The following is a 21,907-nucleotide window of genomic DNA, read 5'->3' as shown; positions in this document are numbered from 1 at the left end:
GTCACTCGTGTAGACACCGAGCGCGGCCGCCGGCCGCGCTCGGCCTTTTTCGCCCACGTTTTTGCGAGGAGCGGTGCGCGAAGCGCACCCGACGAGTAAAAAGGTGGTGGGGAAGACATTTCTGGGCCGGTCCCTTACCGCCTTCTAATGGCGAAGTGTGACGAGTGCGGCAAAACGGAAAACATGCCGTACCAGTGTCGACACTGCGGTGGGACGTTCTGTGGGGACCACCGGCTCCCGGAGAATCACAGCTGTCCGGGCCTCGATAACTGGAACGACCCCAAAGCTGTCTTCGACAGCGGCTTCGACGATTCGGTGAACAGCGGCGGTCGGACGAGCGGGTCGACGAGCGAACGTGTCGCCCGGAAACTCGGCATCGACACCGGCCCAGGGAGTTTCTTCGGCTACTTCCGGGGGAACATGAGCTACGTCTTCCTCGGCGTGATGTGGATCTTCTTCCTGCTGGAGATGGTCGTCCTCTACGTCCTGCAGGCGCCGGGCCTGTTCGGGTCGCTGTTCGTTCTCAGTCAGGAGAACATCCTGTACGTCTATCCGTGGTTTACCTCAGTGTTCTCGCACTCGCCGACCGGCCTGTTCCACATCGCCGGGAACAGCATCGTGCTGTACTTCTTCGGCCCCGTGCTGGAGCGCCAGATCGGCTCGAAGAAGTTCGCGGCGCTGTTCCTCGTCACCGGTGCCGCCGCCGGCGTCGCACAGGTGGCGACAGGGATGGCGCTCGGAACCGGCGGGGCGGGCGTCCTCGGCGCCAGCGGTGCCATCATGGGCATCCTCGGCGTGCTTACCATCCTGGCCCCGAACCTCAAGGTGTACCTCTGGTTCCTCCTGCCGGTGCCGCTGTGGGTGCTCACCTTCGGGTTCGCGGCGCTCGACCTGTTCGGCTTCCTCACGCCCACCTCGATCATGGGCGGCAACGTGGCTCACGCAGCCCACCTCTCGGGGCTCGTCATCGGCCTGGTGTACGGCCAGCGCGTCAAAGACAAGCTCCGCCGGCCGTCGCAGATCCAACTCGGCGCCGGTCGCGGCCCCGGCGGTCCCGGCGGCCCCGGTGGACCGGGCGGTCGCGGTCCCTTCTGATGGAGCCCGTCCACCCCGAGTTCGTCCCCGACGCCTCGCTCTCCCGCGAGGAGATGGAGGCGCTCCAGCGCGACATCGCCGAGCAGGCGGTCTTTACAGACGATCTCCCCGTCGATCCGGAGTCTGTGTGTCACACCCGCGACGCCGGCCAGCAGCGACTCGACGAGACCGAGTCGACCGGGAGCGACGAGCCGCCCACCGTCGTCGGCGTCGACCAGGCGTTTCTCGACGACGATCGCGCCGTCAGCGCCCTCGTCGCGATGCGAGGCGGCGAGGTCGTCGAACGCGTCCACGCCGTGGCACCGACGGAGATCCCTTACATTCCCGGGCTGCTCTCCTTTCGGGAGGGCGGCGCGATCCTCGCGGGTTTTCGCGAACTCACCGTCGAGCCGGACCTCGCCTTCTTCGACGGGAGCGGGCGCATCCACTTCCGCGAGGCCGGCCTCGCGACGCACGTCGGCGTCACGCTCGACCTCCCGAGCGTCGGCGTGGCGAAGAACCTGCTCTGTGGGACGCCGCGCGCACCCACGGACGGCCTGGTCGAAGGCGACCGCGTTCCGATCGAATCGAATCAAAAGGTGACGGCACCGGACGGGACTGTCATCGGCTACGCCGTCCAGACGCGCCAGTACGACTCGCCGAACCGGCACGTCAACCCCCTCATCGTGAGCGCCGGCCATCGCGTGAGCGCCGAGACGGCGGCCGACCTTGTGCTGGCCTGTTCAGCAGGCTACAAGCTCCCGGAGCCGACGCGGCTGGCCGACAAATACGCCGACGAGGCGAAAGCGACTGTGACGTAAGCAGGACTCGGCAGAGTGTCAGGCCACGTTGGGATTCGAGCGGCGACCAGTCTGCTGGAGCCAATCGGTTATACCTCGTCGCGTGGAAAGGCAAGGCGCGATGAGCGCAACAGTGTTCCTCAAAGATCCGCTCGGCGACGACAGAACCCAGATCGACTGCGAGGAGGTCAAGATCATCGGGGAGATCGTCTGGGCGACTCCCGAGAGCGGCGATCAGGAGACGGTCATCCCGCTCTCGAACGTCGCCGGCGTCGACGGCGAATCCGTCGATCAGGAGATCAAAGCGATCGAGTCACCGGGCGGACAGTTCACGGAACTCATCACGGACATCGCCTGAGAGTTCGCCGCCCGTGCTACACGGGGCAGGGCACACCGAACTTCGTGGAAACCGTCCGCCGTGATGGGCCAGGTCGGAAGTCAGGCGGTCTCGTCGACGGTGACCTGCCCGTCGGCGTACACAGTTACGGTGTACCCACAGTAAGGAAACGTGACGTGGCCGTCAGTCGTCGTGAACAGCGAGTCGAGCGCGTCCGGGTCGATGACGTCGAAGAGTCGGGGAGAGAGGGACGCCGGACCGATCCCTTCGCGCGCCGCAACCGAGCGAACGACCCTCGAACTGAGTGCCTCCCCCGAGTCCACGTCTCTCACCATTGTTGTGTGTCACAGAGTAGTCCACCACGGAGCTACTTAAATCTCACAACGGATGCAGCCGCTCGGTTCCGATCCGCTCAGGGCCATCCGAACGGCAGCTCGTCGGCGTTGTCGTCCAGCAGTTCGACCAGCGGTCGGATCTCCTCGTACTGTGGGCCCGTCGTGACCTCGTGATCGTCCCTGTCCCAGCGGATCAGACCCTCGTCCTCTAACTTCGGCAGGTGCGTGTGGTAGAGTTCGATCTGCTGGCGATCGATGGCGACCGGCGCGTTCTCGTCGTCGACCGGGAGCTGTAACTGCTCGTTTTGTGCGTTCTGCTCGAGAAGTTCCAGCAGTACGCGTCGCCGCTGCGAATCCGCCAAGATCCTGAAATACTCGTCTGGCATGGTTGTGACTAGGCGCTGGCGGTGTGCCACCTACAATCAACGATTTCCCACGTGAAACAATTAGTGTTGCGTGTCCAGTAACCGACTCGTTGCGATTTTCGCAGTCGCGCTTCGATTCGTCGCGGCCCGGACGTCCTCGGCGGGACCGAGGCAGTGTTCCACCGATGAGACCGCCCGTCCAAGCGCACGACCGTTGTGACCGCCACGACAGCGGAGTCGGTGTCGGTCCCGGTATCGAGTCAAACCGTCGGAACTTACGTTCCGGCGACCGACTGATTTGTTATGAGAGACAAGACGGTGTTGATTACGGGGTCGTCATCGGGGATCGGACGCGCGACGGCGGAAGCGTTTCTCGACGAGGACTGGACGGTGTACGCGACGGCTCGCGACACCGAGGACATCGAAGCCCTGGCTGACGCGGGCTGTGAGACCCAGGAACTCGACGTCACCGACGCCGACGACGTCGAAGCCGCCGTCGACCGCGTCGTCGAGGAAGAGAGTCGCATCGACTGTCTCGTCAACAACGCGGGCTACGGCCAGTTCGGCCCGCTGGAGGAGGTGCCCGTCGAGGACCTCCACGCACAGTTCGACGTGAACGTCTACGGGCCACATCGGCTGGCTCGCGCCGCACTCCCGCACATGCGCGAGCAGGGCGAGGGGACGATCGTCAACCTGTCGAGCGTCGCCGGCCGCGTCGCGACGCCGGGTATGGGCGCCTACTGCGGCTCGAAGTTCGCCCTGGAGGGGATGAGCGACGCGCTGCGCGCCGAGGTCGACACGCACGACGTCGACGTGGTACTGGTCGAACCTGGCCCGGTCTCGACGAACTTCGACGACCGCGCCAGCGACGAACTCGACGACGGCCCGGAACGCACGGGTGCGTACGACTCCCTCTACGAGTTCTACGAGGAACAGGAGACCTTCGGCGGGGCGTCGGCACTCGCGATCGACCCCGAGAAGGTCGCGAACGTCGTTCTCGAAGCGGCCTGCTCGCCCGACCCCGACCCGCGGTATCCGGTCGGTCGGGTCGCGAAGCTCACCCTGCTGGCTCGGTACGCCCCGGACCGCATCCGCGACGGGGTGTTCCGCCTGATGAACAAACTCGTGTAAATGATTCGCGACCGCGACGCGCTCGCTCGCACGGCCGCTCACGAGGTCGCACTCGACTGCGTCGAGACGGGCATCGCAGCCGCCCATCCCGAGCAAGTCGTCCGCGAGCGGGTCACCGTCGCCGACGGACGGCTACGGATCGGTGAGTCGGCGTACCCACTCGACGAATACGGCGACGTCGTGCTCGTCGGCGGTGGGAAAGCCGCGGCACACGTCGCTGCGGCGCTGGAAACCGCCCTCGGTGACCGGCTCACGGGGGGCGTCGTCGTGACGAACGACCCGGTCTCGACCGACGCGGTCGACGTCGTCGAGGCGAGTCACCCCGTACCGGACGAGCAGGGCGTCGAGGGAGCCAACGCAGTCCACGAGACGGCCGATCAGGCCGACGAAGACACCCTCTTGCTCGCCGTCTTCACGGGCGGCGGTAGCGCGCTCCTGCCCAGCCCCGCGGACGGGCTCACGCTGGCCGACCTCCGAGGCGTCACCGATCGACTGCTCCAAAGCGGGGCACCGATCGACGCGATCAACGCCGTCCGCAAGCACTGCTCGGCGCTGAAAGGCGGGCAACTCGCTCGGGCGGCCGCTCCCGCTCGCGTCGTCACGCTCCTCTTTTCCGACGTGGTCGGCGACGACCCGGCGGTCATCGCCAGCGGCCCGACGGCACCGGACCCGACGACCTTCGCGGACGCGCTGACGGTCCTGGAAGAGCACGGCGTCGACGCACCAGATTCGGTTCGGAACCACCTCGAAGCCGGGGCCGACGGCGCCCGACGAGACACTCCCACGGCCGACGACCCGCTTTTCGACCGGGCCAGCACGCACGTCCTCGCCAGCGGCTGGACCGCCCTCGAAGCGGCTCGGGAAACCGCCAGCGCGGCTGGCTACGAGCCGCTGGTACTCTCCTCGCGGGTCGAAGGTGAAGCTCGCGAAGTCGCACGGACCCACGCCGCCGTCGCGATCGAAATCGTCGAGACGGGGAACCCCGTCGACCCGCCCGCAGTCGTGCTCTCTGGCGGCGAAACGACGGTGACGGTCAGCGGTGACGGGCGCGGCGGCCCGAACTGCGAGTTCGCACTGAGCGCAGCCCGGACGCTTCCCGACGAGGCGGTGCTGGCAAGCGTCGACACCGACGGTGAAGACGGGAAAAGCGGCGCTGCCGGCGGCCTGGTCGACGGTGACACGGCTACTGACACGTCGCGGGCGACGGCGGCGCTGGCCGACAACGACGCTGGGAGTTATCTCGCCGAGCGCGACGCACTCGTTCGGACGGGACAGACGGGGACGAACGTCAACGATCTGCGGGTGCTAGTCGTTCGTGGCGACTAGCGACGGCCCCTGAGCGGTCCGGTGGCGTCATCGCCCGCGGCGGCGATTCAACGGACGGAACCAGTGAACCACGCCACACTATTGCTGATTTTCCACAATATCTAGCGATGGGTTCGTCGTGACGCCGGATTACCGGACGGTCGGGGTCGACCCGAGAGAGGGGCGGCCCGGGCGTCGAAAGGCATCGTAACCGCAATGTAATGCGGGTGCAAAAGACGCACCACATGACAGAGGACACGGGAGCGTCCGAAAGCGGGTTCCGAAAGAAGCGATACACCCCTCGCTCGTTCCTTCTCGGGACTGCTCAGTTCGTACAAAACATCCCACGACTAGTACGGGCGAAGCGGGCCGACAGAGTGAGCGATCAGTTCGCGGAGAAGATCATGCTGGCAGTCACGGCAGTCAACGAGTGTCAGTACTGCACCCGGTATCACTCGGAGTTAGCGCGCGAGACCGGGATGGACCAGGCGACGATCGACCGACTCCTCGAAAGCGACATCGACGCGGCGGTGGAGGACGGAGAGCGACCCGCACTGCTGTTCGCGCAGGCGTACGCCGAGGCCGACGAGGACCCCAGCCCGGAGGCCGTCGGGGAACTGCGCGAGGCGTACGGGCCCGCGAAAGCCAGCGACGTCCAGGCCTTCGTCCGCGCGATTTACTTCGGCAATCTCGTCGGGAACACCTACGACGCGGCCAGGTTCGCCGCACGACGGCGCGCACGAGACGGTCGCCGTTGCCTCCGGAACGCAGCAGCGAGCGTCGGGCAGGCCATAGAACGCGTACGGGAACGCTGTCCAGTCTGACGCGGACGGCGAGCCGAGTTCAGGGACCCTGTGACTGTCACGCGCCTGCCACGGACAGTTTTACAGTGCGAGCCACGACCAGACGCATGGACTTCGATCTCTCGACCGGCCTCCTGGCGCTCCACGTGTTCGTCGGTGCACTGTTCATCGGACTCGGCGTCCAGAACCTGCTCGCAGGCCGGCCGCTCGGCCTCGTGCTGCAAGGATTCATGGGAGTGCTGATCATCGGACTGGGCGTCGGTGCCTCGCGACTGGTCGGCAGCCCCGAGACGAACTGACGGCTACTCCAGACAGGCTGCGACGACGCGCAGGAGTTTTTCGCCACGGACCTCGTCGGCGAACAGCGGCACGCGCTTGACGTCGTGGCCGCGGAAGAGGTCCTGTGCTTCCCCGAGCGCGTTCTGCTGAACCTGCCAGCGACGCTGACAGAACTCGCAGTGGTCGAGGTCGGGCATGACGAACCAGTCGGCGTCCACGTCGGCCACGTCGGCGAGGTCCTGCATGACGCGGTTGACCACGACGGTCCCGACGGGAATGCCGAACCCCTCTAACCGACTCAGCAACCGCTGGGACTCCCAGACGCTCAGTTCCTCGGGCACCATCACGATCCGGAAGTCGGTCTTGGCGGGGTCACGGAGGACTGCCCGCAGCCGCTCGATGCGCTCGCGGAGCACGTCCAGGTCTTCCAGGTCGGGTTCGGCGGCCTGGTCCATCTCGTCGTCACCGCCGAACATGCCGCCCAGGTTCTCGAACATCCCGCTGAGGCGCTGGCGCAGCGTCAGGATGCGCCCGAGCATCGAGTCCATCAGTTCCGGGAGTTCGAGCAGTCGGAGCGTGTGCCCGGTCGGTGCGGTGTCGATGACGACGCGCTCGAAGCGCTCGTCGTCCATGTACTGCAGCAACATGCGCATCGCAGCGGCCTCGTCCATCCCCGGCATCGGTCCCGACAGGGGATCGGCCTCCTCGCCGCCGAGCGGTCCCTCTTCGCCCGCCATCGGTCCCTGGCCGCCACCGAGGAGTTGGCCCAGGCCGCCGAGTCCGCCCATGCCGCCTTCGGCGTCGAACGGCCCGTCGCCGACGGCGGCGTCCGGGTCGATCTCTGCGGCGTAGAGCGGGATCTCCTCGTCGATGCGCGCGGGTTCGGCGGGGATGTCCGTTTCCAACGTGTCGGAGAGCGAGTGGGCGGGGTCAGTGGAGACGACCAGCGTCGACGTGCCGTCGCGAGCGCTGGCGAGCGCGGTCGCTGCTGCCATGGTCGTCTTGCCGACGCCGCCTTTCCCACCGTAGAGCACGTAGTCGGCCGCGTCGACACCTTCGGGGACGGCCTCGTCCTCGATGTCCTCGACGGCCTCGACCTCGATATCCATGTCTGGTGGTTCGGCGGCAGGCTTGTGTACTCGTCGGTCTCGAGCAGAAAGGAGAATCCGCAATTAGGACCGCGAGGAACGCGCCTCACGGACGTCGTTCCCGTCCCGTATCTTGTCCTCACAGTTGGGACATACACGCGGACCGTCGTGTATCTCGGGTGTGAATACCCGCACATACGCCTCAGTCACAAAGGATCCGCAGTTCTGGCACTCTGGCATCCAGTTGAAACGCTGGAATCACCGGACATATGCTTTCTGAATTGTTCCTCAGACTGGTGGGTCCCGGTCGCGCCAGAACGCGTCGAACTGCGACGACAGGAACTCCGGCGTCATGCGCTTGAACTCGCGCCGTTCAGCCGGCGAGAGGTACTCGTGAACCGAGTGGACGGCGTCCGGCGTGAACCGGTTGCCGACCAGCAACCGGACGCCGACCTCGTCCGTGCCGCGGATGACCCGGCCGATCGCCTGGCGAGCGCGCCGCACCGCCGGCACCGTCAGCGCGTACTCGAACGCGACGTCCTCACCGAAGGCCCGGCCGTACGCCTCCCGGACCGCCCGGACGCGCGGCGACCCGATGTTGACCAACGGGATGCCAACGACGGCGCAGGTGTGGAGTTTGTCGCCGTCGTAGTCGACGCCCTCCGTGAGCGTCCCGCGGGTGCTCGTGACGAGGACCTTCCCGCCACCGGCGACGAAGTCGCGTTTCAACTCCTCGGTCGCCTCGTTACTGGAACTCTCGTCGACGAGCACCGGCTTGTCCACCACGTCGCGGAGGTAGCTGCCGGCCCATGCCGCCTCCCGGTAGTTCGGCATGGTTATCATCACGTTGCCGGGGCTGCGTGCCACCGTCCGGAGGACCTGCTCGTACTCGTCGCGGACGGAGTTGCCGTGGTCGCGGACCGGGTCGCCCCGATTGCGCGCCGTGTAGGCCGTCGCGTCGACCAGCCAGCTCGCTCGGTTCTCCGCGGGGAACGAGAGGCCGTAGCTCCGCGTCGTGACGGGCCGACCGGGGTCGTCCTCGTCGGCGACCAGTCCACCAGTCCCCGTCGCTGCGAGGGCGTCCAGGCCGGACACGCGCGTGAACACGTCGATCGGTTCGAGCGTGGCGCTCATCAGGACGCCGCCGCCGAGTTCGTCGAAGATCGTTCGCAGGGCCTCGGCGGGCATGCAGTCGTACAGCAGCAGTCCCGCGGTGTACATCTCCTGCCAGGGGTTGCTGGTCGCGCTCTCCTCGGCTGGCGCGTGGTCGAGTTCGATCTCCCGGAAGTAGGTGACGTGGTCGCGCTCCCACCAGTTGCCCATGATCGCGCCGACGGCGGCGGCCACAGTCTGGCGGTCTTCGCCGATCTCCGAGAGGACAGTCTCGACGGCGGCGCCGACGGCCGACAGCGACCGCCAGAACTCGCCGGTGTAGCCTTCCCGTTCGGCCCACTCGGTCAGGTCGTCCCGTTCCTCGCGCTCGGGGTTCCGAAGCGGAATCTCCAGGTCCTCTTCCGGGAGCGACCTGAGGTCGGCCTCCCAGCCCCGTCCGAACTCCTCGGTCAGGTACGACTCGACGCGGTCGGTGAGCCACCGGTCGAGGTCGTCGTAGAACTCCGCGGCTCGTTCGACGGCGTCCAGCGGCACCTCGTGGGTCGCCAGGAGGTTCGAGATTTCCTGTTCGTGTTCCCGGCTCTGTCTGGTCTGCTGGAGCAGGTAGTTGCAGTCGTTGCGAGCGCGGACGAGCGTGTGCTGCCCCACGCGATCGGAGAGGAGGTCCCGGACCCGGTCTTCGAGGCGGTGAGCCTCGTCGACGATGACGAACGTGTCCTCGCCGAGCACGTCCGAGAGCAGCGGTCGAGATTTGGGGTCGAACAGGTGGTTGTAGTTGCCGACGACGACGTCAGCCTCGCCGAGCAGGACGCCCATCGCACGGTGCGGGCAGGTCCCGCGCTCGACCGCCTCGGGAAGGAACTCCTCGACGGTGAGCACGTTGTCCTCGCCGGCCGTGAAGTCGACCGGCGAACCCTTGTTCCGGGCGTACCAGTCGGCCTCGAACGGGCAGTACAGCGGCGGGTTGTTGCCGTCGTGGAGTTCGTCGGGAGCGCTCGGCTGCTCGCGTCGGTACGGCGATTCCGCGCCGGCGGTCGCAAGGTGGTCGTCGGTGACCGTGTTGAACTGTTCTGGATCGCGGCGGGCCGCCTTCGCGAGATCGCTCGCGCGTTTGGGGTCCCACCACTGCTCGTCCTCGTCGTCGCCCCCGACGGCTGCAGTCGCAGCGGGCGTCATGTGGGTCTCGGCCCCGGCCCCGTCGGCTTCGACGAGGCTTGCCGTCGCATCGCGGAGGTCCTCACAGCGGTCGTGAACGCTCGCGTCCCGCGGGAACACGTCCTCGCGTTCGTACGGACAGAGATCGCGCTTGCCCACGAGGGCAATCCCCGACAGCGGATCGTCGAGGCCGCCGTTGATCGTCCGGAGGTCGTCGACGAACTGCTGGAGTTGCTGTTTGACCGGCGTGACGACGACCACGTTCTCGTAGTCGCCGTCCCGGGCGAGCGTCGTCGCGGCGGTGAGCGCCGCCATCGTCTTGCCAGTCCCGCAGGGTCCCTCCATCGCCAGGTAGCCCTGCCGACGCCCGGCGTCGAGTGCTGCCTCGATGGCGTCGGGTTGGTTCTCGTAGGGCTCCGCGAAACCGAAGTACTGCCGCCAGGCCGGCTCGCCGTCCTCGCCGGTCGCACCGCTGTCGGCCGTCTCGGCCTGTTCGTCGGAGCCCACTCGATCACTCATGCGGTGTCTACTCGTACTGGTGACCTCCTCGGGTTTGAACCTCCGGATTCGTCCCGAACCGGAAGAGATTTGCAATCGAGCAGGAACATCTCGCAGAGAGATGGACACCGCCCGGAGCACCGCACTCGTCGTCGCTGGTATCGTGTTGGTGTCGGCGACCTTGTTCGTCAGTGCCGCCACTGCCCCCTCCCGCGACGTGCAGCGAGCAGCCCCCGCCGCCAACGGCTCGAGCGCCGATGGGACAGCGGGAGTCCTGGTCGGCTCGCAGGGCGGCGGACAGAACTGGCAGAAGAAAGGCAGCGTGTACCGACTCGACGGGCACGACGTCCAGTGGAAGATCAACGACCGCGACAGTTACTTCGACGTGACGCGGCTCCCCAACGGGAGCGTCGTCGCCGGGTTCCTGCACAACGGCTACGAGAAGGGCTGTGAGCCGTACGAGCCGCCGTGTACGAAGACCGGCTTCCGGATCATCGACCCGTCGGGCCCCGAGCCGTCCGTGGTCAACGAGTGGTCGTTTCCCGTCCGGACGGCGACCCACAGCGAGGTTCACGACGTCGAACCGCTCGGGAACGGCCGTTTCCTCGTCGCCGACATGGAACACGAGCGCATCGCGATCGTCGCGAACGGCTCGGTCGCCTGGGAGTGGCGCCCCGCGGAGACCGGCTTCTACGACGCCCCCGCAGACCCGACGAAGCGAGACTGGCTCCACATCAACGACGTCGACGCCATCGGCGAGGGGCGATACCTCGTGTCGGTTCGGAACGCGAACCAGCTCGTGATCGTCGAACGGGGCGAAGGCGTCGTCGACGTCATCAACCAGGACCGCTCGGACGACAACGACGACAGCTGCACGAAACATAGACAGCTCTCGGACTTCGACGGCGACGGCGACGTCAGGTGTGGGAACCCAGACGTCCTCAACCACCAGCACAATCCCCAGTGGCTCGGTGAGGATGCGGTGCTGGTCGCCGACAGCGACAACGACCGCGTCGTCGAACTTCACCGCACCGAGCAGGGCCGCTGGGAACCCGTGTGGGCACTCGACAGCGCACAGGGAATGCGACTGTCGTGGCCCCGCGACGCCGACCGCCTCGACAACGGCAACACGCTCGTGACCGACTCGCTCAACCGCCGCGTGTTCGAGGTGAACACCACGGGCGAGGTCGTCTGGAGCTACTCGACGCCGCTGATCCCGTACGAGGCCGACCCGCTCCCCGGCGGCGAAGTCACGACGTACGACCCGCTGAACGGGTCCGCAAACGACTCGACGGCATCACAGAACAAAGGCGACCTCGCATACGGCGAGAACGGGAGCGTCGACGCCGGCGGTGACGTCCCCGTCCTCTCGCTGGCGCTCGTCGGGCTCCAGGCGCTGTTCCCCCGACTGCCGATCTGGTTCGGTGAACTCCAGCTCGGGATCAGCGTCGTCTCACTGCTCCTGATCGGTGCTGGCGTCGTCGTTCGCGTCAGGAGCTGAAAGCGCCCACTGCGTTCTCCGGACACTTTCGATCTCGAACTACGGGACCAGGAGGCAACCGCCGAGTGATCGCTACGCGAAGTAGTCGGCGAGTCGTTCGGCCGCTTCTTCGGCGCGGGGCGTCACGAGCGCGAACCGGAACCAGTCCGCGCGGCGCTCGCCGAAGGCCTCGCCGGGCATCCCGGCGACGCCGGCCTCGTCAATGAGGCGTTCGACGTTCGCCATCGTCCCGGGGAAGCCCTCGAAGCGCGCCATGACGTAGAACCCGCCCTCGGGCATGGAGTACTCCGCACCGGCCGCGTCCAGTGCGGTCGTGAACGCGTCGATCCGCGCCTCGAGGTGGCGGCGGTTCTCGGCGTAGTAGTCCGGCGGCGTCTCGCGGAGCGCCCGGTAGACGGCCTGCTGAGCGGGGCGGCTGACGGTCAGATTCGTCAGCATGTGTCGAGTGCGAACGCGGTCGACGAGGCGGTCCGGATAGATGCCGTACCCGACCCGGAACCCGGTGATCGCCATCGACTTCGAGAAGGAGTTGGTGACGACGCGGTGCTCGGACTCGACCGAGAGCGCGCTCTCGAACTCGCCGGTGTAGTCGAAGTGGTCGTACACCTCGTCGCTGACCAGTAGCGCGTCGTGTTCCTCGGCGATCGCGACGAGTTCCCGGATCGTGTCGCCGGGATAGACCGCGCCCGTCGGGTTGTTCGGACTGTTGACGACGATGAGCGCGGTGTCCTCGCTGGCGACCGCTCGAACGGCCTCCGGGTCGAGTCGCCCGGCGTCGTCTACAGGCACGTACTGTGCCTCGCCACCGAGGAGATTCGTTCGGCCGGCGTAGTAGGGGTACACTGGATCGGCGAGGATCACCTCGTTCCCGGAGTGTTGGGCGAGGCCTTCAGTCATCGCGAGGTGGTTCGCCTCCCCGGCGCCGCACGTGACGACGACCTGGTCGACGGGCACGCCGCGACGGGCGGCGATCTCCTCTCGGAGCGGGGCTAACCCTTCGCTGGCCGGATACTGGAACTCCGGCGGGTCGGCGTCGGCGTAGTCGTGCAATCCATCGCGGAGCGAGGCGGGCGGCTGCCAGTCGGGGTTCCCGCTGACCATGTCGATGACGTCGCCCGTCGCCGCGTTCGCGTACTGCATCACCCGAAAGAACTGCGGCGTCTCGTAGTCCATACGACCACTCCGACAGCCCGGACCGTGTGTCTTTCCCACTCGACCGACAGGAGTCGGGCGATTAGTTGGAGAAACTGAGAGTGTGATTTATTACTGGTACGTACCTGGTACCGAGCAATGGAGCGTCCCTCGATAGGAAGCAAACCATCGAGCAAGCACATCGTGTGGACACCAGATCCGAAAACGGACGTAAAACGATTCGACGAGCAGTATCTACGGAAGTGGTGTCGGCACTTCGGGTTCGATTTCGAACAGTACAGCAGGGTCGATCACAAGCGGGCCGACGAGTCGCGGACGCAGTACCAGTGCGTGTTCAGCTATCAGAAAGACCGCACCGAATCCATCGAGATAAACGGCGAAGAGTGGTCGATCGCGGCCGAGAAGACGCCGCGAACGTTCGTCGAGATCGACGAGGAGGGCGTCATGCGGGTGCAGGGCTGGTCGACCGATCGCATCATCGACGTCAAACAGCTCTGGCACGACGGGACCAAACTCCTGATCGAAGCCACTGACGGTGACACCCGGCTCCGGGTGGATGTGGCAGACCTGACACCTTGACCGACGATCGAGGCGTGGACCTCGGACGATTCCACCTCGTCGCGTGAACGTTTCTGACGGAAGGCATATGCGTCACCCGGTCGAGTCTCCGGTGGAATGAACAAGGACGGTCACGTGTTGAACGCGGTGTTACTGAGCATCGGGCTGGGGTACGTGCTCGAACCTGCCGGTGACTTCACCACGTTCCAGACCATCGCGGAGGTCACCATTCCGGTGACGCTCGGCGCGCTGTTCCCGGACGTGGACACCGCCTTCGGCCGTCACCGCAAGACGCTGCACAATCTCGGCGTCCTCGGCATCTTTCTCGCCTACCCCATCGTCTTCGGCAATCTCAGGTTCGTCTGGATCGGCGTGCTCACCCACTACGTGTTGGACCTGCTCGGGAGCAAGCGCGGCCTGGCGCTGTTGTATCCCTACGAAAAGGAGTACAGCGTCCCGTTCGGCGTGTCCACGAGCAGTAACTACGCCAACGCCGCGACGCTGGCGATCACCCTCTTCGAACTCGTGATCGCAGCAGTGGTGGTGTACTACGCGCCACTGTACCTCCCGCAACCCGTCGTCGAGGGCGCGGCGACCGTGCTGGGTTAGTACACGCGAACGTCGTCGAACCGGTTGTCGTAGGCGATGTGTGACGGGTGGGTCGGCTCGGTCCCCTGCAGGTAGAGCCGGTCGAACTTCTTCCAGGTGTTCTCCCAGAACAGGTGTGAGAATTCGAGTTTACACCCCAGTTCGTGCCCGACGCCGTCCCGGTGGAAGACGCGCCGCGAGGCGCCCGACCGAAGGACGTCGAGCACGTCTGCTTCCTCGGCACACGACCCCTCGAATGTCGTCCAGGCCTCGCCCACCGTCCGCGGGAGGTGCGCGTACGAGGAACCGAAGGCCGGGAGCTCCGTTTCGCTGGCGATCTCGCGGGCGCGCTCGTTGTGCATCCACCAGTGTTTCGGGTTGTACACCTCCACGCCGTCGATGAGTTTGCGGTACTGCCGGATGTCGCCGATGTCGAGACTGACCGAGAGGAACTCGGGATGCGGGATCAACACGACGGCGTCCTGCCGCTCCAGTTCCGCCATCGCCCCGGAGAGCGTGAGGAAGTCTGGCACCGGCTCGGAGAGACCCAGCGCCAGGACGTGTTTGCGGCTCTTCCAGTCGCCGGTAAACAGTTCCCGTGCCGGGATCACGAGCAGGTCGTCGTCCGAGAACTGAGCCGCTCGCTCGCGAATGTCCGGGAGCCGCTCGAAGTGTGGCGCGTACACGAGCGCGTCGATCCCGCGTGCTTTCGCCCGGCGCACCACCGCCTCGTTGAGTACCTTCACGTGCATGTCGACGCGAAACGTCGCCTCGTCACCGGCCCCGGACATAATTCGGCCGAGGGTTTCGACGGTCGAGACATAGAGATTTTGATTCAGTGACTCACCAGCAGCCCTCGACGCCACGCTGCCCGATCACGGACGGGGAGGCCAGTTCGGCGCCGTTACTGCCGAACGTTTATACTCGTCGGGGGTAACGTTCAGCACAATGCCCCAATGGGAGTGTGCGATCGAGGGAGACTCGAACGTCTACGACAGCGTCGAGCACCTCATCATCCACCAGGCGACGGAGCACGAACGTATCGAGTGCAAAGTGTGTGGCGCCGTGCTCCCGGACGGCTACTTCGCGATTCGACACGCCTTCGACGAGCACTCGCGCGCCGAGTACGTCCGCGCGTACGACGCCACGAGTGACGAGGTCCGCCGTCGCGAGAAGATCAAGGAGGCAGTCGAAGAGACCGCCGACCTCAAAGCAGTCGTCAAACGACTGGAGAACAACGGCTCGGTCTGATGGCCGAGACGGCCAGTCGAAGTAAACTCGGTGCCACGCTCGTCACTAGCGGCGTCGCCGTCGCCGGCAGTATTCTCTCGATTCTCACGGCGGTCCCCGTCGTCCTGGTGCTCCAACCCGGCTCGGACCTCTCGGCGTCGCCCGCCGGGTTCGCCGCCCTGTTCGTCGCCTCCTACGTCGGCTACGCGCTCGCCGGCGTCGCCTACCTCGCCTGGAGCGACCGCGGCTTCGGATACCTCGACGTCGAGATTCCCGACGTGCGCGACCTCCTGTACGTGGTCGTCGGGATCGTCGGCGTCTTCGCCGCAGTCATCGCGCTCGGCGTTCTCATCTCGCTGCTCGACACCCCCAGTACGCCCCACAACCTCTTCGAACCGGGGATGAACCCCCAGATTCTCCTCGTCCTCATCCCGCTCGTCCTGTTCGTGAACGCGCCGGTCGAAGAGTTGGTCTTCCGGAACGTCGTCCAGAAGCGACTCGCCGAGAGTTTCAGCACGCCGAGCGCGGTCGTCCTGGCCAGCGTCATCTTCGGCGTCGTCCACCTCCCGTCGTACTACAACCCGGACCTGCGCGCGACGGCCGTCTCGCTCGGTTTGGTCACCGTCGCGTCGCTCGTCTTCGGCGCCGTCTACGCCAAAACGGACAACGTCGTCGTCCCGAGCGTCGTCCACGGCGTCTACAACGCCGTCCAGATCGGACTGTTCTATCTGTTCGTCTCGGCGGACCAGACGCTCACCGCCGGACTCGTCCCGTCACTGTGACTGCGCTCACAGACCTGCGACCACGTCGGAACCGCTGACGACCTCTGGGATGATCACCGTATCAGCACCGGCTCGGCGAGCCACCGACTCGTACATCTCGTCACCGACGCGGACCACGAGCCGCGCCTCCGGAGCGAGCTGACTCGTGACGACCCCGATCTGGATGTTGACGTTCGAATCGTCGATGCCAGCGATCACCGCCCGGGCACGAGTCACTCCCGCTCTGCGAAGGGCCTCCTCTCGTCGAGCGTCGCCTTCCACCGCCAGGATTTCGTCCCCGATGCGGGCGATTTTCGACTCGTCTGTTTCGATGACCACCACGTCGTCACCCCGGCTTTGCAGTTGTTGTGCGACCGTGCGTCCGAACATCCCGTGCCCGCAGATGATCGTGTGGTCTGACAGGCTGTCGATCGCTTTCTGAGTTTGCATGCGTCGTAGTTCCTCCCCGAACTGGCCGCCGAATACCGCGTTCAGTACCGTTTCCCCGATCCACAGTCCCGTGAGAATCAGACCCGAGAACACGACCAGTGCGAACGCTTTCGTCGCCGTTTCCGGACCGCCGTGGCTCTCGAAGTACAGTTCGATGCTGGTCGGGTCGAGCAGCCAGAAGGCCGCATCCACGAGGCCGATCCCGGTCAGGAGTGTGAACCCGGTCACAGCCCCCAGTACGATCAGCACGAACAGCGAGACCGGCAGGAGGGCTGCACGAATTCGACTCCGAACCGATCCGGCCGTTGGAGACACGGTCAGATACTACAGCGAGAACGTCATTAAAGAATATGCTGAATGCGGTGACAGTGGTGCAATGGGGGCAGCAGAACCACACCACTGGGTCCCGCCGTCTGAGGAGTGGCGGATTGGGTAGCAGACGCGGCCTCGGCTGTCAGGACGACGTGACGCCCGAATCTAGCCACCCCGCACGGTCACGCGGCCAGCTTTTTCGAGGGGTGGTTGCCGGCGGCAACCCGACGAAGAAAAAGGTGGGCCAAAAAGCCGCGACTCACGTCGTTCGTCGCGGGCGCTACCTTACCGCTCTTCCGAATCGAGCACCCGAATCTGGTCACCACGCACGGTGACCGGGATCGGAACCGTCGCTTCGTACAGTTCGACCGTCACCTGATCTTTGGCCTCGTCGATCCGCTGGACCTGCGCCTTCTCGCCTTTGAACGGCCCGGCGATGAGTTCGACGATGTCCCCTTCGGCGATCCCCTCGACGTCGGGTTTCGGCGAGAGGAAGTGCTCGACTTCGGCGATGGAACTCTCGCCCTCGACGACGCCCCGGGCGTGGGGAACCTCGTCCAAGATGCGCTCGAACACGCTGTGATCGTCGGCTTCGACCATCACGTAGCTGGTCAGCGAGTCCGGCGCCAGCGCGGCGTGGATGCTCTCTTCCTCGCGGTTCATGATCATGTCCGCGACGGTACGTTCCTGGCTGGCCGTGGTTTTGACTGCGTAGATGCCCATGATTACGAGGGAATGAAGCTCATGAAGATGAAGATGATGAATCCGAGCAGTCCAACGAGGACGATGCCGGCTCCCGCGATCTTCGCGATCTGGGAGAACTCGTTCCACGACGGCGTGCTGGCTAACTTCAGCACGCGGACGTAGGAGGTGAGGTCGAACGGAACTTGCATACCGGGGCTTAGCCGCTCCCCCTTTTTCTATCTATTGATGAGGCCCAAAGCAACAGACAGAACTGACGAGATACAATCGCTCACACCGGATCAACACACCAAAAAACGAGACTCTCGCGGAGGCAGAGTTATTCGACGTAGTCGATGTCGTCGCCGCCACCGAGGTTCTTTGCGGCTTCCGCGGCCTCGCCCTCGTTTTTCCCGTAGATCTGCGGGCTCTCGACGCCCGTGACGACGATCATCGTCTCCATCTTGCCCTCGAACTCGTTGTTGACCGAGGCGCCCCAGATGATACGCGCGTCGGGATCGATCCGGTCGTAGATCTCTTCGACGACGCCCTCCGCTTCTTCGATGCTCATGTCCGGCCCACCCACGACGTTGACGAGCGCGCTGTTCGCGCCGTCGAACTCGACGTCGAGCAGTGGCGACCGGAGCGCAGAACGGATCGAATCCTGGGCCTTGTTCTCGGAGTCGGACTCGCCCAGCCCGATCATCGCGACGCCACCGTTCTCCATGATGGTGCGAACGTCGGCGAAGTCCACGTTGACCAGTCCGGGCTTGGTGATCAGTTCGGTCATGCCCTTGACCGAGCGCATCAGCACGCGGTCACAGATCTTGAACGCGTCCTGCAGCGGCATCGAGGGCGCGTAGTCGAGCAGCCGGTCGTTCGGGACCACGATGACCGTGTCCGAGACCGCGCGCAGGCGTTCGAGCCCGGCGTCGGCGTTGGCTCGACGGCGCTCACCCTCCGCGGTGAACGGGATCGTGACGATGGCGATCGTGAGCGCGCCCGCTTCCTGTGCGGCCTGTGCGACGACTGGGGCCGCGCCCGTCCCGGTGCCACCGCCGAGACCGGCGGTGACGAAGACCATATCAGAACCGTCGATAGATTGCTGGATGTCCTCGATGTTCTCCTGGGCGGCCTCCTCGCCGATCTTCGGGACCGACCCGGCACCGCGTCCCCCCGTCCGTTTCTTCCCGATGAGAATCTTGGTGTCGGCCTGTACCTCGTCCGCGAGGTGTTGGGCGTCCGTGTTGGCGGCGACGAGTTTTGCACCGTGAATGCCCTCTTCCATCATCCGCGTGACGGTGTTCCCGCCCGCACCGCCGCAGCCGACCACCGTGATCTTCGTCTCCAGGTCCGTGACGACGCTGGCCAGTTCCTCGTCGGTCATCGTCCCCGACGTGGAAACGTCGTCAGGGGACGGCGACGAACCGGTATTCGACGGCTCGTCGTTCTGTGGTTGCTCCTGCTCCGCTTCGGCGTCTTCCATCGCGTCGTTAATAATCGAGTCCATATTTAAATGTGGGATTGGGTACAAGCATTAATTATCTTTCCCCTAGTGTCAGACTCTCGTCAGACGTTAATTATGTCTCGTTAGGAAGCAATTAAACTACACGGGAAAGCGATCGACCCGTTCGGTACGTACCTGTTCAGGGCGGATGGTTTCACCCTCGACGGCGACGGAATCACCGTCGGCGAGTCGACCGAACTGGGGACCCTCCGGGACGCCCAGTTCGCGTGCCGTCTCGGGATCGAACGCCGATTTTTTCGCGACGACTGTGTCGCCTTCTCGCTCGACTGACTCGTACGTATTGTGGAGTAGGTCGAGTATACCGTCGATAAGGTCGTCGTAATCGGCCGGCGACGCGAGCGCGGCGCGGCCCGCGACGCGATTCCCGTTCTCCGTCGTCTCGTAAGCGAGCGCGTGTGCCCCGACCGTCTCCCTAGTCGCGGCCTGGTCGATTCCCTGCGCTTCCCCTAGCAGTTTCTCGGGAAGGTCCCGTCTCTCGAACGAACATCCCGGCTCGGCAGTACTCGCTGGCTCCCCGAATCGAAGTCCGCCGTCGACCGGAACCAGGTCGTCTTCGAGCCGCTCTACGAGTGCGAGGGGGACGCCGTCGACTTCTCGGAGCCAGGTCTCGCTGACGGTCCGATACCCCAACGCCTCGAGCTCCGCACGGAGGTCGGGATGGTCACCGTCTATCACCGCGATCTCGGCCGCGCTTTCGGCGAACGCCTGGGTGAGAAGGTCGCGGTGGTCGCTCGGGTCGCCCAGCGCGTCGAGTCCCCAGTCCGCCGCCAGGTGGCCGACGGCCCAGTCCGTCTCTCGGACGATGCGCGTGAACCGCGGGGCGTAGTGCCCGCCGCCGAAGCCGACTACGTGTCGACGTGTCGACGTTCCGTTCTCCGATTCGGCGTCTGGTGCAACGCCACGGAGTTCGAGTATCGCGCGAGCGACGGCACGGGCCGCCGCGGGATCCTCCCACTGTGGTTCGTCGCTGCCGACCTCGACGAACATCGACGGAACGCCGACTTCGCTCGGCCCGTGGTGGGTGCACTCCATGCCGACTTCGTACCCGTCGGGCGCGTGCGCGGCGAGCGCAGCCAGCACCTCGCTGTGTGCGTGTGGGCAGGCTCGCGCCAGGTCGTCGTCGGCGCCGCCGTGGTCGGCCGGCCCGAAGTTCCCGGTGTGGTGAGCAGTCAACAGCGGACCGGTGTCGCCGCTGTGGCGCGAGGCGAACACGAGCAGATCGAGGTCCGCGTCGAAGACCGATCCCACGTCGTCGAGGTGGAGATGCAGGTCGTCGAACTCGCGGAGTTCGATGCCGTCCGTGCGGTAGACGGTCCCGCCACCGTCGGCGTCGGTGCGGGTTTCGTCAGCTTCGAGCGACCAGTCTGCGAGGTCGAGGAGGTGTTCGCCGACGTGTTCGGAAGCGCTGTCAGCCCGGGAGACGACGATACCGAGCATCAGTCGGCCCGTTCCGGTTTGGCCGTCCGGCCCATCGCTTCCCGCGCGGTGTCACCGGCCAGCCCGAGCAGTTCGACGACCGCCCGGCGGCGGCGGACGAACAGCCCAACGCCGAGGACGACGTAGATCGCCGTGAACGCCAGCAGGACGGTGTGACTGAGCTCTGCCGCTGCTGCCGGCGAGAGGGCCATCCCCTTGAGGATGTAGAACTCGATGAGGACCTGCGAGAGGAATAAGACGAGGAGCGTCACCGCCTCGCGCAGCGAGATGGTGAAATCGACCAGGATGGCCATCGCGAAGAAGGACTGCGCGGCGGTCAGCCAGATCTCCAGTTGCTGTTTGAAGTCGAAGGGGAGCGCGCCGTACTGACCGAGCGCGACGGAGTAGACGACTGCGAGCGTCCCGATGAGCAGCGTCCACTGGTTCAGCTTCGAGGAGATGAGCGCGTTGAACCCGGCCGTCGCACGGGCTTTCATCACGAGGACGGTCACGACGATGAGCTCCGGCGACTCGCTGGCCAGCGGCGCGATCCACTGGATCATGAAGAACTCGGGAATACCGAACTGGATACCCAACTCCTCGAGGCCGTGTGCGAACGGCTCGACGGCAGTGAGAATCAGCAGGCCCGAGTACGCGAACAGCGAGAGGACGACCGAGATTCGGGGAAGCTGCGAGAACGACTGGAAGTACGCGGGGACGCCGATGTGTTCCTCTTCGGCTTCGGCCCCGGCGCGGATGATGATGCCGATGTAGGCGACGTACAGGCCGACGAGGATCGCCGTGTCCAGAGCGTCGATTCCGCCACCCAGCGGCACGAAAAACGCCCACACCGTCGCAGCCGCGAGGAACGTGATCTCGGTGGCGATCCCCCGGTCGAGGGTGACGAAATCAGTGAGGAAGCCGTCGGTATGCGTCACGGGCGTGTCGCCGGCACCCCGTGCTCGGAAGATCGTAAAGAGCGCGATGCCCGACCACCCCAGACCGATCAAGATGCGGTTCGCACCGGTCATGTTCGCGACGGCGAGGTTGCCGGCTTCGACGCCCCGCGCCGTGCCGGCCTGTGCGCCCGCAGTCCAGGCGTAGAGCGCGTCGACGGCGTACTCGGGAGCGACCGCGAGCACGGCCAGCACGGCCAGCGCGAACGCACGCGGGACGTCCTCTTCAGCAGTTTCAGCGCCCCACGCCAGCAGGAACGACGCACCGAGAACCGCCAGCCCGCTGACCAGGACAGTAGCTCCCGGACCGAAGTGGCTGCCAGAGAGTTCGACGCCGACCCATGGAACCGTCAGCACGACGGCGACGGCGACTGCAGCGAGTGGATGGCGGAGAGAGGTCACTACCGAGACCCAGACAACATCGGAATGAATGTCTTGCGGAACTCGAACGGTCCCGATAGCGACCGCCGCACACGCCGCAAAAATGGGAG

At 65.6% G+C, this 21,907-nt stretch carries 25 protein-coding genes; 12 read left to right on the top strand and 13 right to left on the bottom strand.

Translation table 11 applies throughout. The features are described 5' to 3' along the window. The first annotated feature begins 147 nt into the window (after positions 1 to 147). From ACFR9U_RS08725 to ACFR9U_RS08715, 3 genes are all read left to right on the top strand, one after another. Positions 148 to 1,095: a rhomboid family intramembrane serine protease gene (locus tag ACFR9U_RS08725; protein WP_247375304.1), complete on the top strand. Its 948-nt coding sequence runs from the start codon at positions 148 to 150 to the stop codon at positions 1,093 to 1,095. Continuing rightward, a complete protein-coding gene (locus ACFR9U_RS08720) occupies positions 1,095 to 1,895 on the top strand; it encodes an endonuclease V (protein WP_247375309.1) in 801 nt (266 codons plus the stop codon). The genes ACFR9U_RS08725 and ACFR9U_RS08720 overlap by 1 nt, the downstream gene beginning before the upstream one ends. Before the next feature lie 100 nt (positions 1,896 to 1,995). After that, positions 1,996 to 2,232 (top strand): hypothetical protein, encoded by a 237-nt coding sequence (locus ACFR9U_RS08715; protein WP_247375313.1) that lies wholly within the window; start codon positions 1,996 to 1,998, stop codon positions 2,230 to 2,232. A gap of 80 nt (positions 2,233 to 2,312) precedes the next feature. On the opposite strand, the gene ACFR9U_RS08710 is transcribed toward ACFR9U_RS08715, so the two are convergent. Together ACFR9U_RS08710 and ACFR9U_RS08705 are read right to left on the bottom strand one after the other, a co-directional pair. Continuing rightward, positions 2,313 to 2,546, bottom strand: a complete 234-nt coding sequence (locus ACFR9U_RS08710) for a HalOD1 output domain-containing protein (RefSeq protein ID WP_247375317.1) — start codon at positions 2,544 to 2,546, stop codon at positions 2,313 to 2,315. Positions 2,547 to 2,623: 77 nt separating this feature from the next. After that, positions 2,624 to 2,932, bottom strand: coding sequence for a DUF7344 domain-containing protein (locus tag ACFR9U_RS08705; RefSeq protein WP_247375320.1), 309 nt, complete (start codon positions 2,930 to 2,932; stop codon positions 2,624 to 2,626). 282 nt (positions 2,933 to 3,214) lie between these two features. Here ACFR9U_RS08705 and ACFR9U_RS08700 point away from each other — a divergent pair, with 282 nt between their 5' ends. From ACFR9U_RS08700 to ACFR9U_RS08685, 4 genes are all read left to right on the top strand, one after another. Further along, entirely contained in the window at positions 3,215 to 4,042 is an 828-nt protein-coding gene (locus ACFR9U_RS08700) for an SDR family oxidoreductase (protein ID WP_247375323.1), read from the top strand. Next, positions 4,043 to 5,368, top strand: coding sequence for a glycerate kinase type-2 family protein (locus ACFR9U_RS08695; RefSeq protein WP_247375326.1), 1,326 nt, complete (start codon positions 4,043 to 4,045; stop codon positions 5,366 to 5,368). A gap of 356 nt (positions 5,369 to 5,724) precedes the next feature. Further along, positions 5,725 to 6,171, top strand: coding sequence for a carboxymuconolactone decarboxylase family protein (locus ACFR9U_RS08690; RefSeq protein WP_247375329.1), 447 nt, complete (start codon positions 5,725 to 5,727; stop codon positions 6,169 to 6,171). Positions 6,172 to 6,257: 86 nt separating this feature from the next. Continuing rightward, positions 6,258 to 6,449 (top strand): hypothetical protein, encoded by a 192-nt coding sequence (locus tag ACFR9U_RS08685; protein WP_247375332.1) that lies wholly within the window; start codon positions 6,258 to 6,260, stop codon positions 6,447 to 6,449. A 3-nt stretch (positions 6,450 to 6,452) separates the two neighbouring features. On the opposite strand, the gene ACFR9U_RS08680 is transcribed toward ACFR9U_RS08685, so the two are convergent. The 3 genes from ACFR9U_RS08680 to ACFR9U_RS08675 all read right to left on the bottom strand — a co-directional run bounded on the left by ACFR9U_RS08680 (position 6,453) and on the right by ACFR9U_RS08675 (position 10,304). Then, the gene (locus ACFR9U_RS08680; RefSeq protein WP_247375334.1) at positions 6,453 to 7,538 is read right to left on the bottom strand and encodes an ArsA family ATPase; all 1,086 of its coding nucleotides are present in this window, start codon (positions 7,536 to 7,538) and stop codon (positions 6,453 to 6,455) included. A 63-nt stretch (positions 7,539 to 7,601) separates the two neighbouring features. Further along, positions 7,602 to 7,757, bottom strand: a complete 156-nt coding sequence (locus ACFR9U_RS21370; RefSeq protein ID WP_428222011.1) for a DUF7563 family protein — start codon at positions 7,755 to 7,757, stop codon at positions 7,602 to 7,604. Positions 7,758 to 7,805: 48 nt separating this feature from the next. Then, positions 7,806 to 10,304 (bottom strand): ATP-dependent DNA helicase, encoded by a 2,499-nt coding sequence (locus ACFR9U_RS08675; RefSeq protein ID WP_247375337.1) that lies wholly within the window; start codon positions 10,302 to 10,304, stop codon positions 7,806 to 7,808. A gap of 100 nt (positions 10,305 to 10,404) precedes the next feature. Between ACFR9U_RS08675 and ACFR9U_RS08670 the strand changes: the two genes are divergently transcribed. Continuing rightward, positions 10,405 to 11,784: an aryl-sulfate sulfotransferase gene (locus ACFR9U_RS08670; RefSeq protein ID WP_247375340.1), complete on the top strand. Its 1,380-nt coding sequence runs from the start codon at positions 10,405 to 10,407 to the stop codon at positions 11,782 to 11,784. Between the two features lie 72 nt (positions 11,785 to 11,856). Here ACFR9U_RS08670 and ACFR9U_RS08665 read toward each other — a convergent pair whose 3' ends face one another. Continuing rightward, positions 11,857 to 12,957 carry a pyridoxal phosphate-dependent aminotransferase gene (locus ACFR9U_RS08665; RefSeq protein ID WP_247375344.1) on the bottom strand — a complete coding sequence of 367 codons (1,101 nt, stop codon included), beginning with the start codon at positions 12,955 to 12,957 and terminating at the stop codon, positions 11,857 to 11,859. Between the two features lie 117 nt (positions 12,958 to 13,074). On the opposite strand from ACFR9U_RS08665, the gene ACFR9U_RS08660 reads away from it, so the two are divergent. Both ACFR9U_RS08660 and ACFR9U_RS08655 read left to right on the top strand, forming a co-directional pair. Continuing rightward, complete coding sequence (locus ACFR9U_RS08660; RefSeq protein ID WP_247375347.1) at positions 13,075 to 13,515, top strand: hypothetical protein; 441 nt, start codon at positions 13,075 to 13,077, stop codon at positions 13,513 to 13,515. Positions 13,516 to 13,611: 96 nt separating this feature from the next. Then, positions 13,612 to 14,103 carry a metal-dependent hydrolase gene (locus ACFR9U_RS08655; protein WP_247375350.1) on the top strand — a complete coding sequence of 164 codons (492 nt, stop codon included), beginning with the start codon at positions 13,612 to 13,614 and terminating at the stop codon, positions 14,101 to 14,103. On the opposite strand, the gene ACFR9U_RS08650 is transcribed toward ACFR9U_RS08655, so the two are convergent. After that, positions 14,100 to 14,834, bottom strand: a complete 735-nt coding sequence (locus ACFR9U_RS08650; protein ID WP_345893352.1) for a PHP domain-containing protein — start codon at positions 14,832 to 14,834, stop codon at positions 14,100 to 14,102. The genes ACFR9U_RS08655 and ACFR9U_RS08650 overlap by 4 nt on opposite strands. Positions 14,835 to 15,030: 196 nt before the next feature. Between ACFR9U_RS08650 and ACFR9U_RS08645 the strand changes: the two genes are divergently transcribed. Further along, positions 15,031 to 15,333 (top strand): DUF7565 family protein, encoded by a 303-nt coding sequence (locus ACFR9U_RS08645; RefSeq protein WP_247375355.1) that lies wholly within the window; start codon positions 15,031 to 15,033, stop codon positions 15,331 to 15,333. Then, positions 15,333 to 16,094 (top strand): CPBP family intramembrane glutamic endopeptidase, encoded by a 762-nt coding sequence (locus tag ACFR9U_RS08640; protein ID WP_247375358.1) that lies wholly within the window; start codon positions 15,333 to 15,335, stop codon positions 16,092 to 16,094. Before ACFR9U_RS08645 ends, ACFR9U_RS08640 begins: the two co-directional genes overlap by 1 nt. Positions 16,095 to 16,100: 6 nt before the next feature. On the opposite strand, the gene ACFR9U_RS08635 is transcribed toward ACFR9U_RS08640, so the two are convergent. The 6 genes from ACFR9U_RS08635 to ACFR9U_RS08610 form a co-directional block, all read right to left on the bottom strand. Beyond that, positions 16,101 to 16,838 (bottom strand): potassium channel family protein, encoded by a 738-nt coding sequence (locus ACFR9U_RS08635; protein ID WP_247375377.1) that lies wholly within the window; start codon positions 16,836 to 16,838, stop codon positions 16,101 to 16,103. 282 nt (positions 16,839 to 17,120) lie between these two features. Further along, a complete protein-coding gene (locus ACFR9U_RS08630) occupies positions 17,121 to 17,558 on the bottom strand; it encodes a transcription elongation factor Spt5 (protein ID WP_247375395.1) in 438 nt (145 codons plus the stop codon). A 2-nt stretch (positions 17,559 to 17,560) separates the two neighbouring features. Next, on the bottom strand, positions 17,561 to 17,728 hold the full coding sequence (locus ACFR9U_RS08625; protein WP_247375398.1) for a protein translocase SEC61 complex subunit gamma: 168 nt from the start codon (positions 17,726 to 17,728) through the stop codon (positions 17,561 to 17,563). A 128-nt stretch (positions 17,729 to 17,856) separates the two neighbouring features. Continuing rightward, positions 17,857 to 19,026 (bottom strand): cell division protein FtsZ, encoded by a 1,170-nt coding sequence (gene ftsZ / locus ACFR9U_RS08620; protein WP_247375401.1) that lies wholly within the window; start codon positions 19,024 to 19,026, stop codon positions 17,857 to 17,859. A gap of 96 nt (positions 19,027 to 19,122) precedes the next feature. Further along, the gene (locus ACFR9U_RS08615; protein ID WP_247375408.1) at positions 19,123 to 20,481 is read right to left on the bottom strand and encodes a D-aminoacyl-tRNA deacylase; all 1,359 of its coding nucleotides are present in this window, start codon (positions 20,479 to 20,481) and stop codon (positions 19,123 to 19,125) included. Then, complete coding sequence (locus ACFR9U_RS08610) at positions 20,481 to 21,818, bottom strand: sodium:calcium antiporter (protein ID WP_247375410.1); 1,338 nt, start codon at positions 21,816 to 21,818, stop codon at positions 20,481 to 20,483. The genes ACFR9U_RS08615 and ACFR9U_RS08610 overlap by 1 nt, the downstream gene beginning before the upstream one ends. Positions 21,819 to 21,907: the final 89 nt, after the last annotated feature.

This window comes from Halorientalis brevis (assembly GCF_042678165.1).
GTDB lineage: Archaea > Halobacteriota > Halobacteria > Halobacteriales > Haloarculaceae > Halorientalis > Halorientalis brevis.
This window is presented reverse-complemented; position numbering and strand designations above follow the sequence as displayed.

Bases quoted from the DNA above. Each gene is read 5' to 3' on its own strand.
- ACFR9U_RS08725 (WP_247375304.1), top strand. From the start codon at position 148: ATGGCGAAGTGTGACGAGTGCGGCAAAACGGAAAACATGCCGTACCAG.
- ACFR9U_RS08720 (WP_247375309.1), top strand. From the start codon at position 1,095: ATGGAGCCCGTCCACCCCGAGTTCGTCCCCGACGCCTCGCTCTCCCGC.
- ACFR9U_RS08715 (WP_247375313.1), top strand. From the start codon at position 1,996: ATGAGCGCAACAGTGTTCCTCAAAGATCCGCTCGGCGACGACAGAACC.
- ACFR9U_RS08710 (WP_247375317.1), bottom strand. From the start codon at position 2,546: ATGGTGAGAGACGTGGACTCGGGGGAGGCACTCAGTTCGAGGGTCGTT.
- ACFR9U_RS08705 (WP_247375320.1), bottom strand. From the start codon at position 2,932: ATGCCAGACGAGTATTTCAGGATCTTGGCGGATTCGCAGCGGCGACGC.
- ACFR9U_RS08700 (WP_247375323.1), top strand. From the start codon at position 3,215: ATGAGAGACAAGACGGTGTTGATTACGGGGTCGTCATCGGGGATCGGA.
- ACFR9U_RS08695 (WP_247375326.1), top strand. From the start codon at position 4,043: ATGATTCGCGACCGCGACGCGCTCGCTCGCACGGCCGCTCACGAGGTC.
- ACFR9U_RS08685 (WP_247375332.1), top strand. From the start codon at position 6,258: ATGGACTTCGATCTCTCGACCGGCCTCCTGGCGCTCCACGTGTTCGTC.
- ACFR9U_RS08680 (WP_247375334.1), bottom strand. From the start codon at position 7,538: ATGGATATCGAGGTCGAGGCCGTCGAGGACATCGAGGACGAGGCCGTC.
- ACFR9U_RS21370 (WP_428222011.1), bottom strand. From the start codon at position 7,757: ATGCCAGAGTGCCAGAACTGCGGATCCTTTGTGACTGAGGCGTATGTG.
- ACFR9U_RS08675 (WP_247375337.1), bottom strand. From the start codon at position 10,304: ATGAGTGATCGAGTGGGCTCCGACGAACAGGCCGAGACGGCCGACAGC.
- ACFR9U_RS08670 (WP_247375340.1), top strand. From the start codon at position 10,405: ATGGACACCGCCCGGAGCACCGCACTCGTCGTCGCTGGTATCGTGTTG.
- ACFR9U_RS08665 (WP_247375344.1), bottom strand. From the start codon at position 12,957: ATGGACTACGAGACGCCGCAGTTCTTTCGGGTGATGCAGTACGCGAAC.
- ACFR9U_RS08660 (WP_247375347.1), top strand. From the start codon at position 13,075: ATGGAGCGTCCCTCGATAGGAAGCAAACCATCGAGCAAGCACATCGTG.
- ACFR9U_RS08655 (WP_247375350.1), top strand. From the start codon at position 13,612: ATGAACAAGGACGGTCACGTGTTGAACGCGGTGTTACTGAGCATCGGG.
- ACFR9U_RS08650 (WP_345893352.1), bottom strand. From the start codon at position 14,834: ATGCACGTGAAGGTACTCAACGAGGCGGTGGTGCGCCGGGCGAAAGCA.
- ACFR9U_RS08645 (WP_247375355.1), top strand. From the start codon at position 15,031: ATGCCCCAATGGGAGTGTGCGATCGAGGGAGACTCGAACGTCTACGAC.
- ACFR9U_RS08640 (WP_247375358.1), top strand. From the start codon at position 15,333: ATGGCCGAGACGGCCAGTCGAAGTAAACTCGGTGCCACGCTCGTCACT.
- ACFR9U_RS08630 (WP_247375395.1), bottom strand. From the start codon at position 17,558: ATGGGCATCTACGCAGTCAAAACCACGGCCAGCCAGGAACGTACCGTC.
- ACFR9U_RS08625 (WP_247375398.1), bottom strand. From the start codon at position 17,728: ATGCAAGTTCCGTTCGACCTCACCTCCTACGTCCGCGTGCTGAAGTTA.
- ftsZ (WP_247375401.1), bottom strand. From the start codon at position 19,026: ATGGACTCGATTATTAACGACGCGATGGAAGACGCCGAAGCGGAGCAG.
- ACFR9U_RS08615 (WP_247375408.1), bottom strand. From the start codon at position 20,481: ATGCTCGGTATCGTCGTCTCCCGGGCTGACAGCGCTTCCGAACACGTC.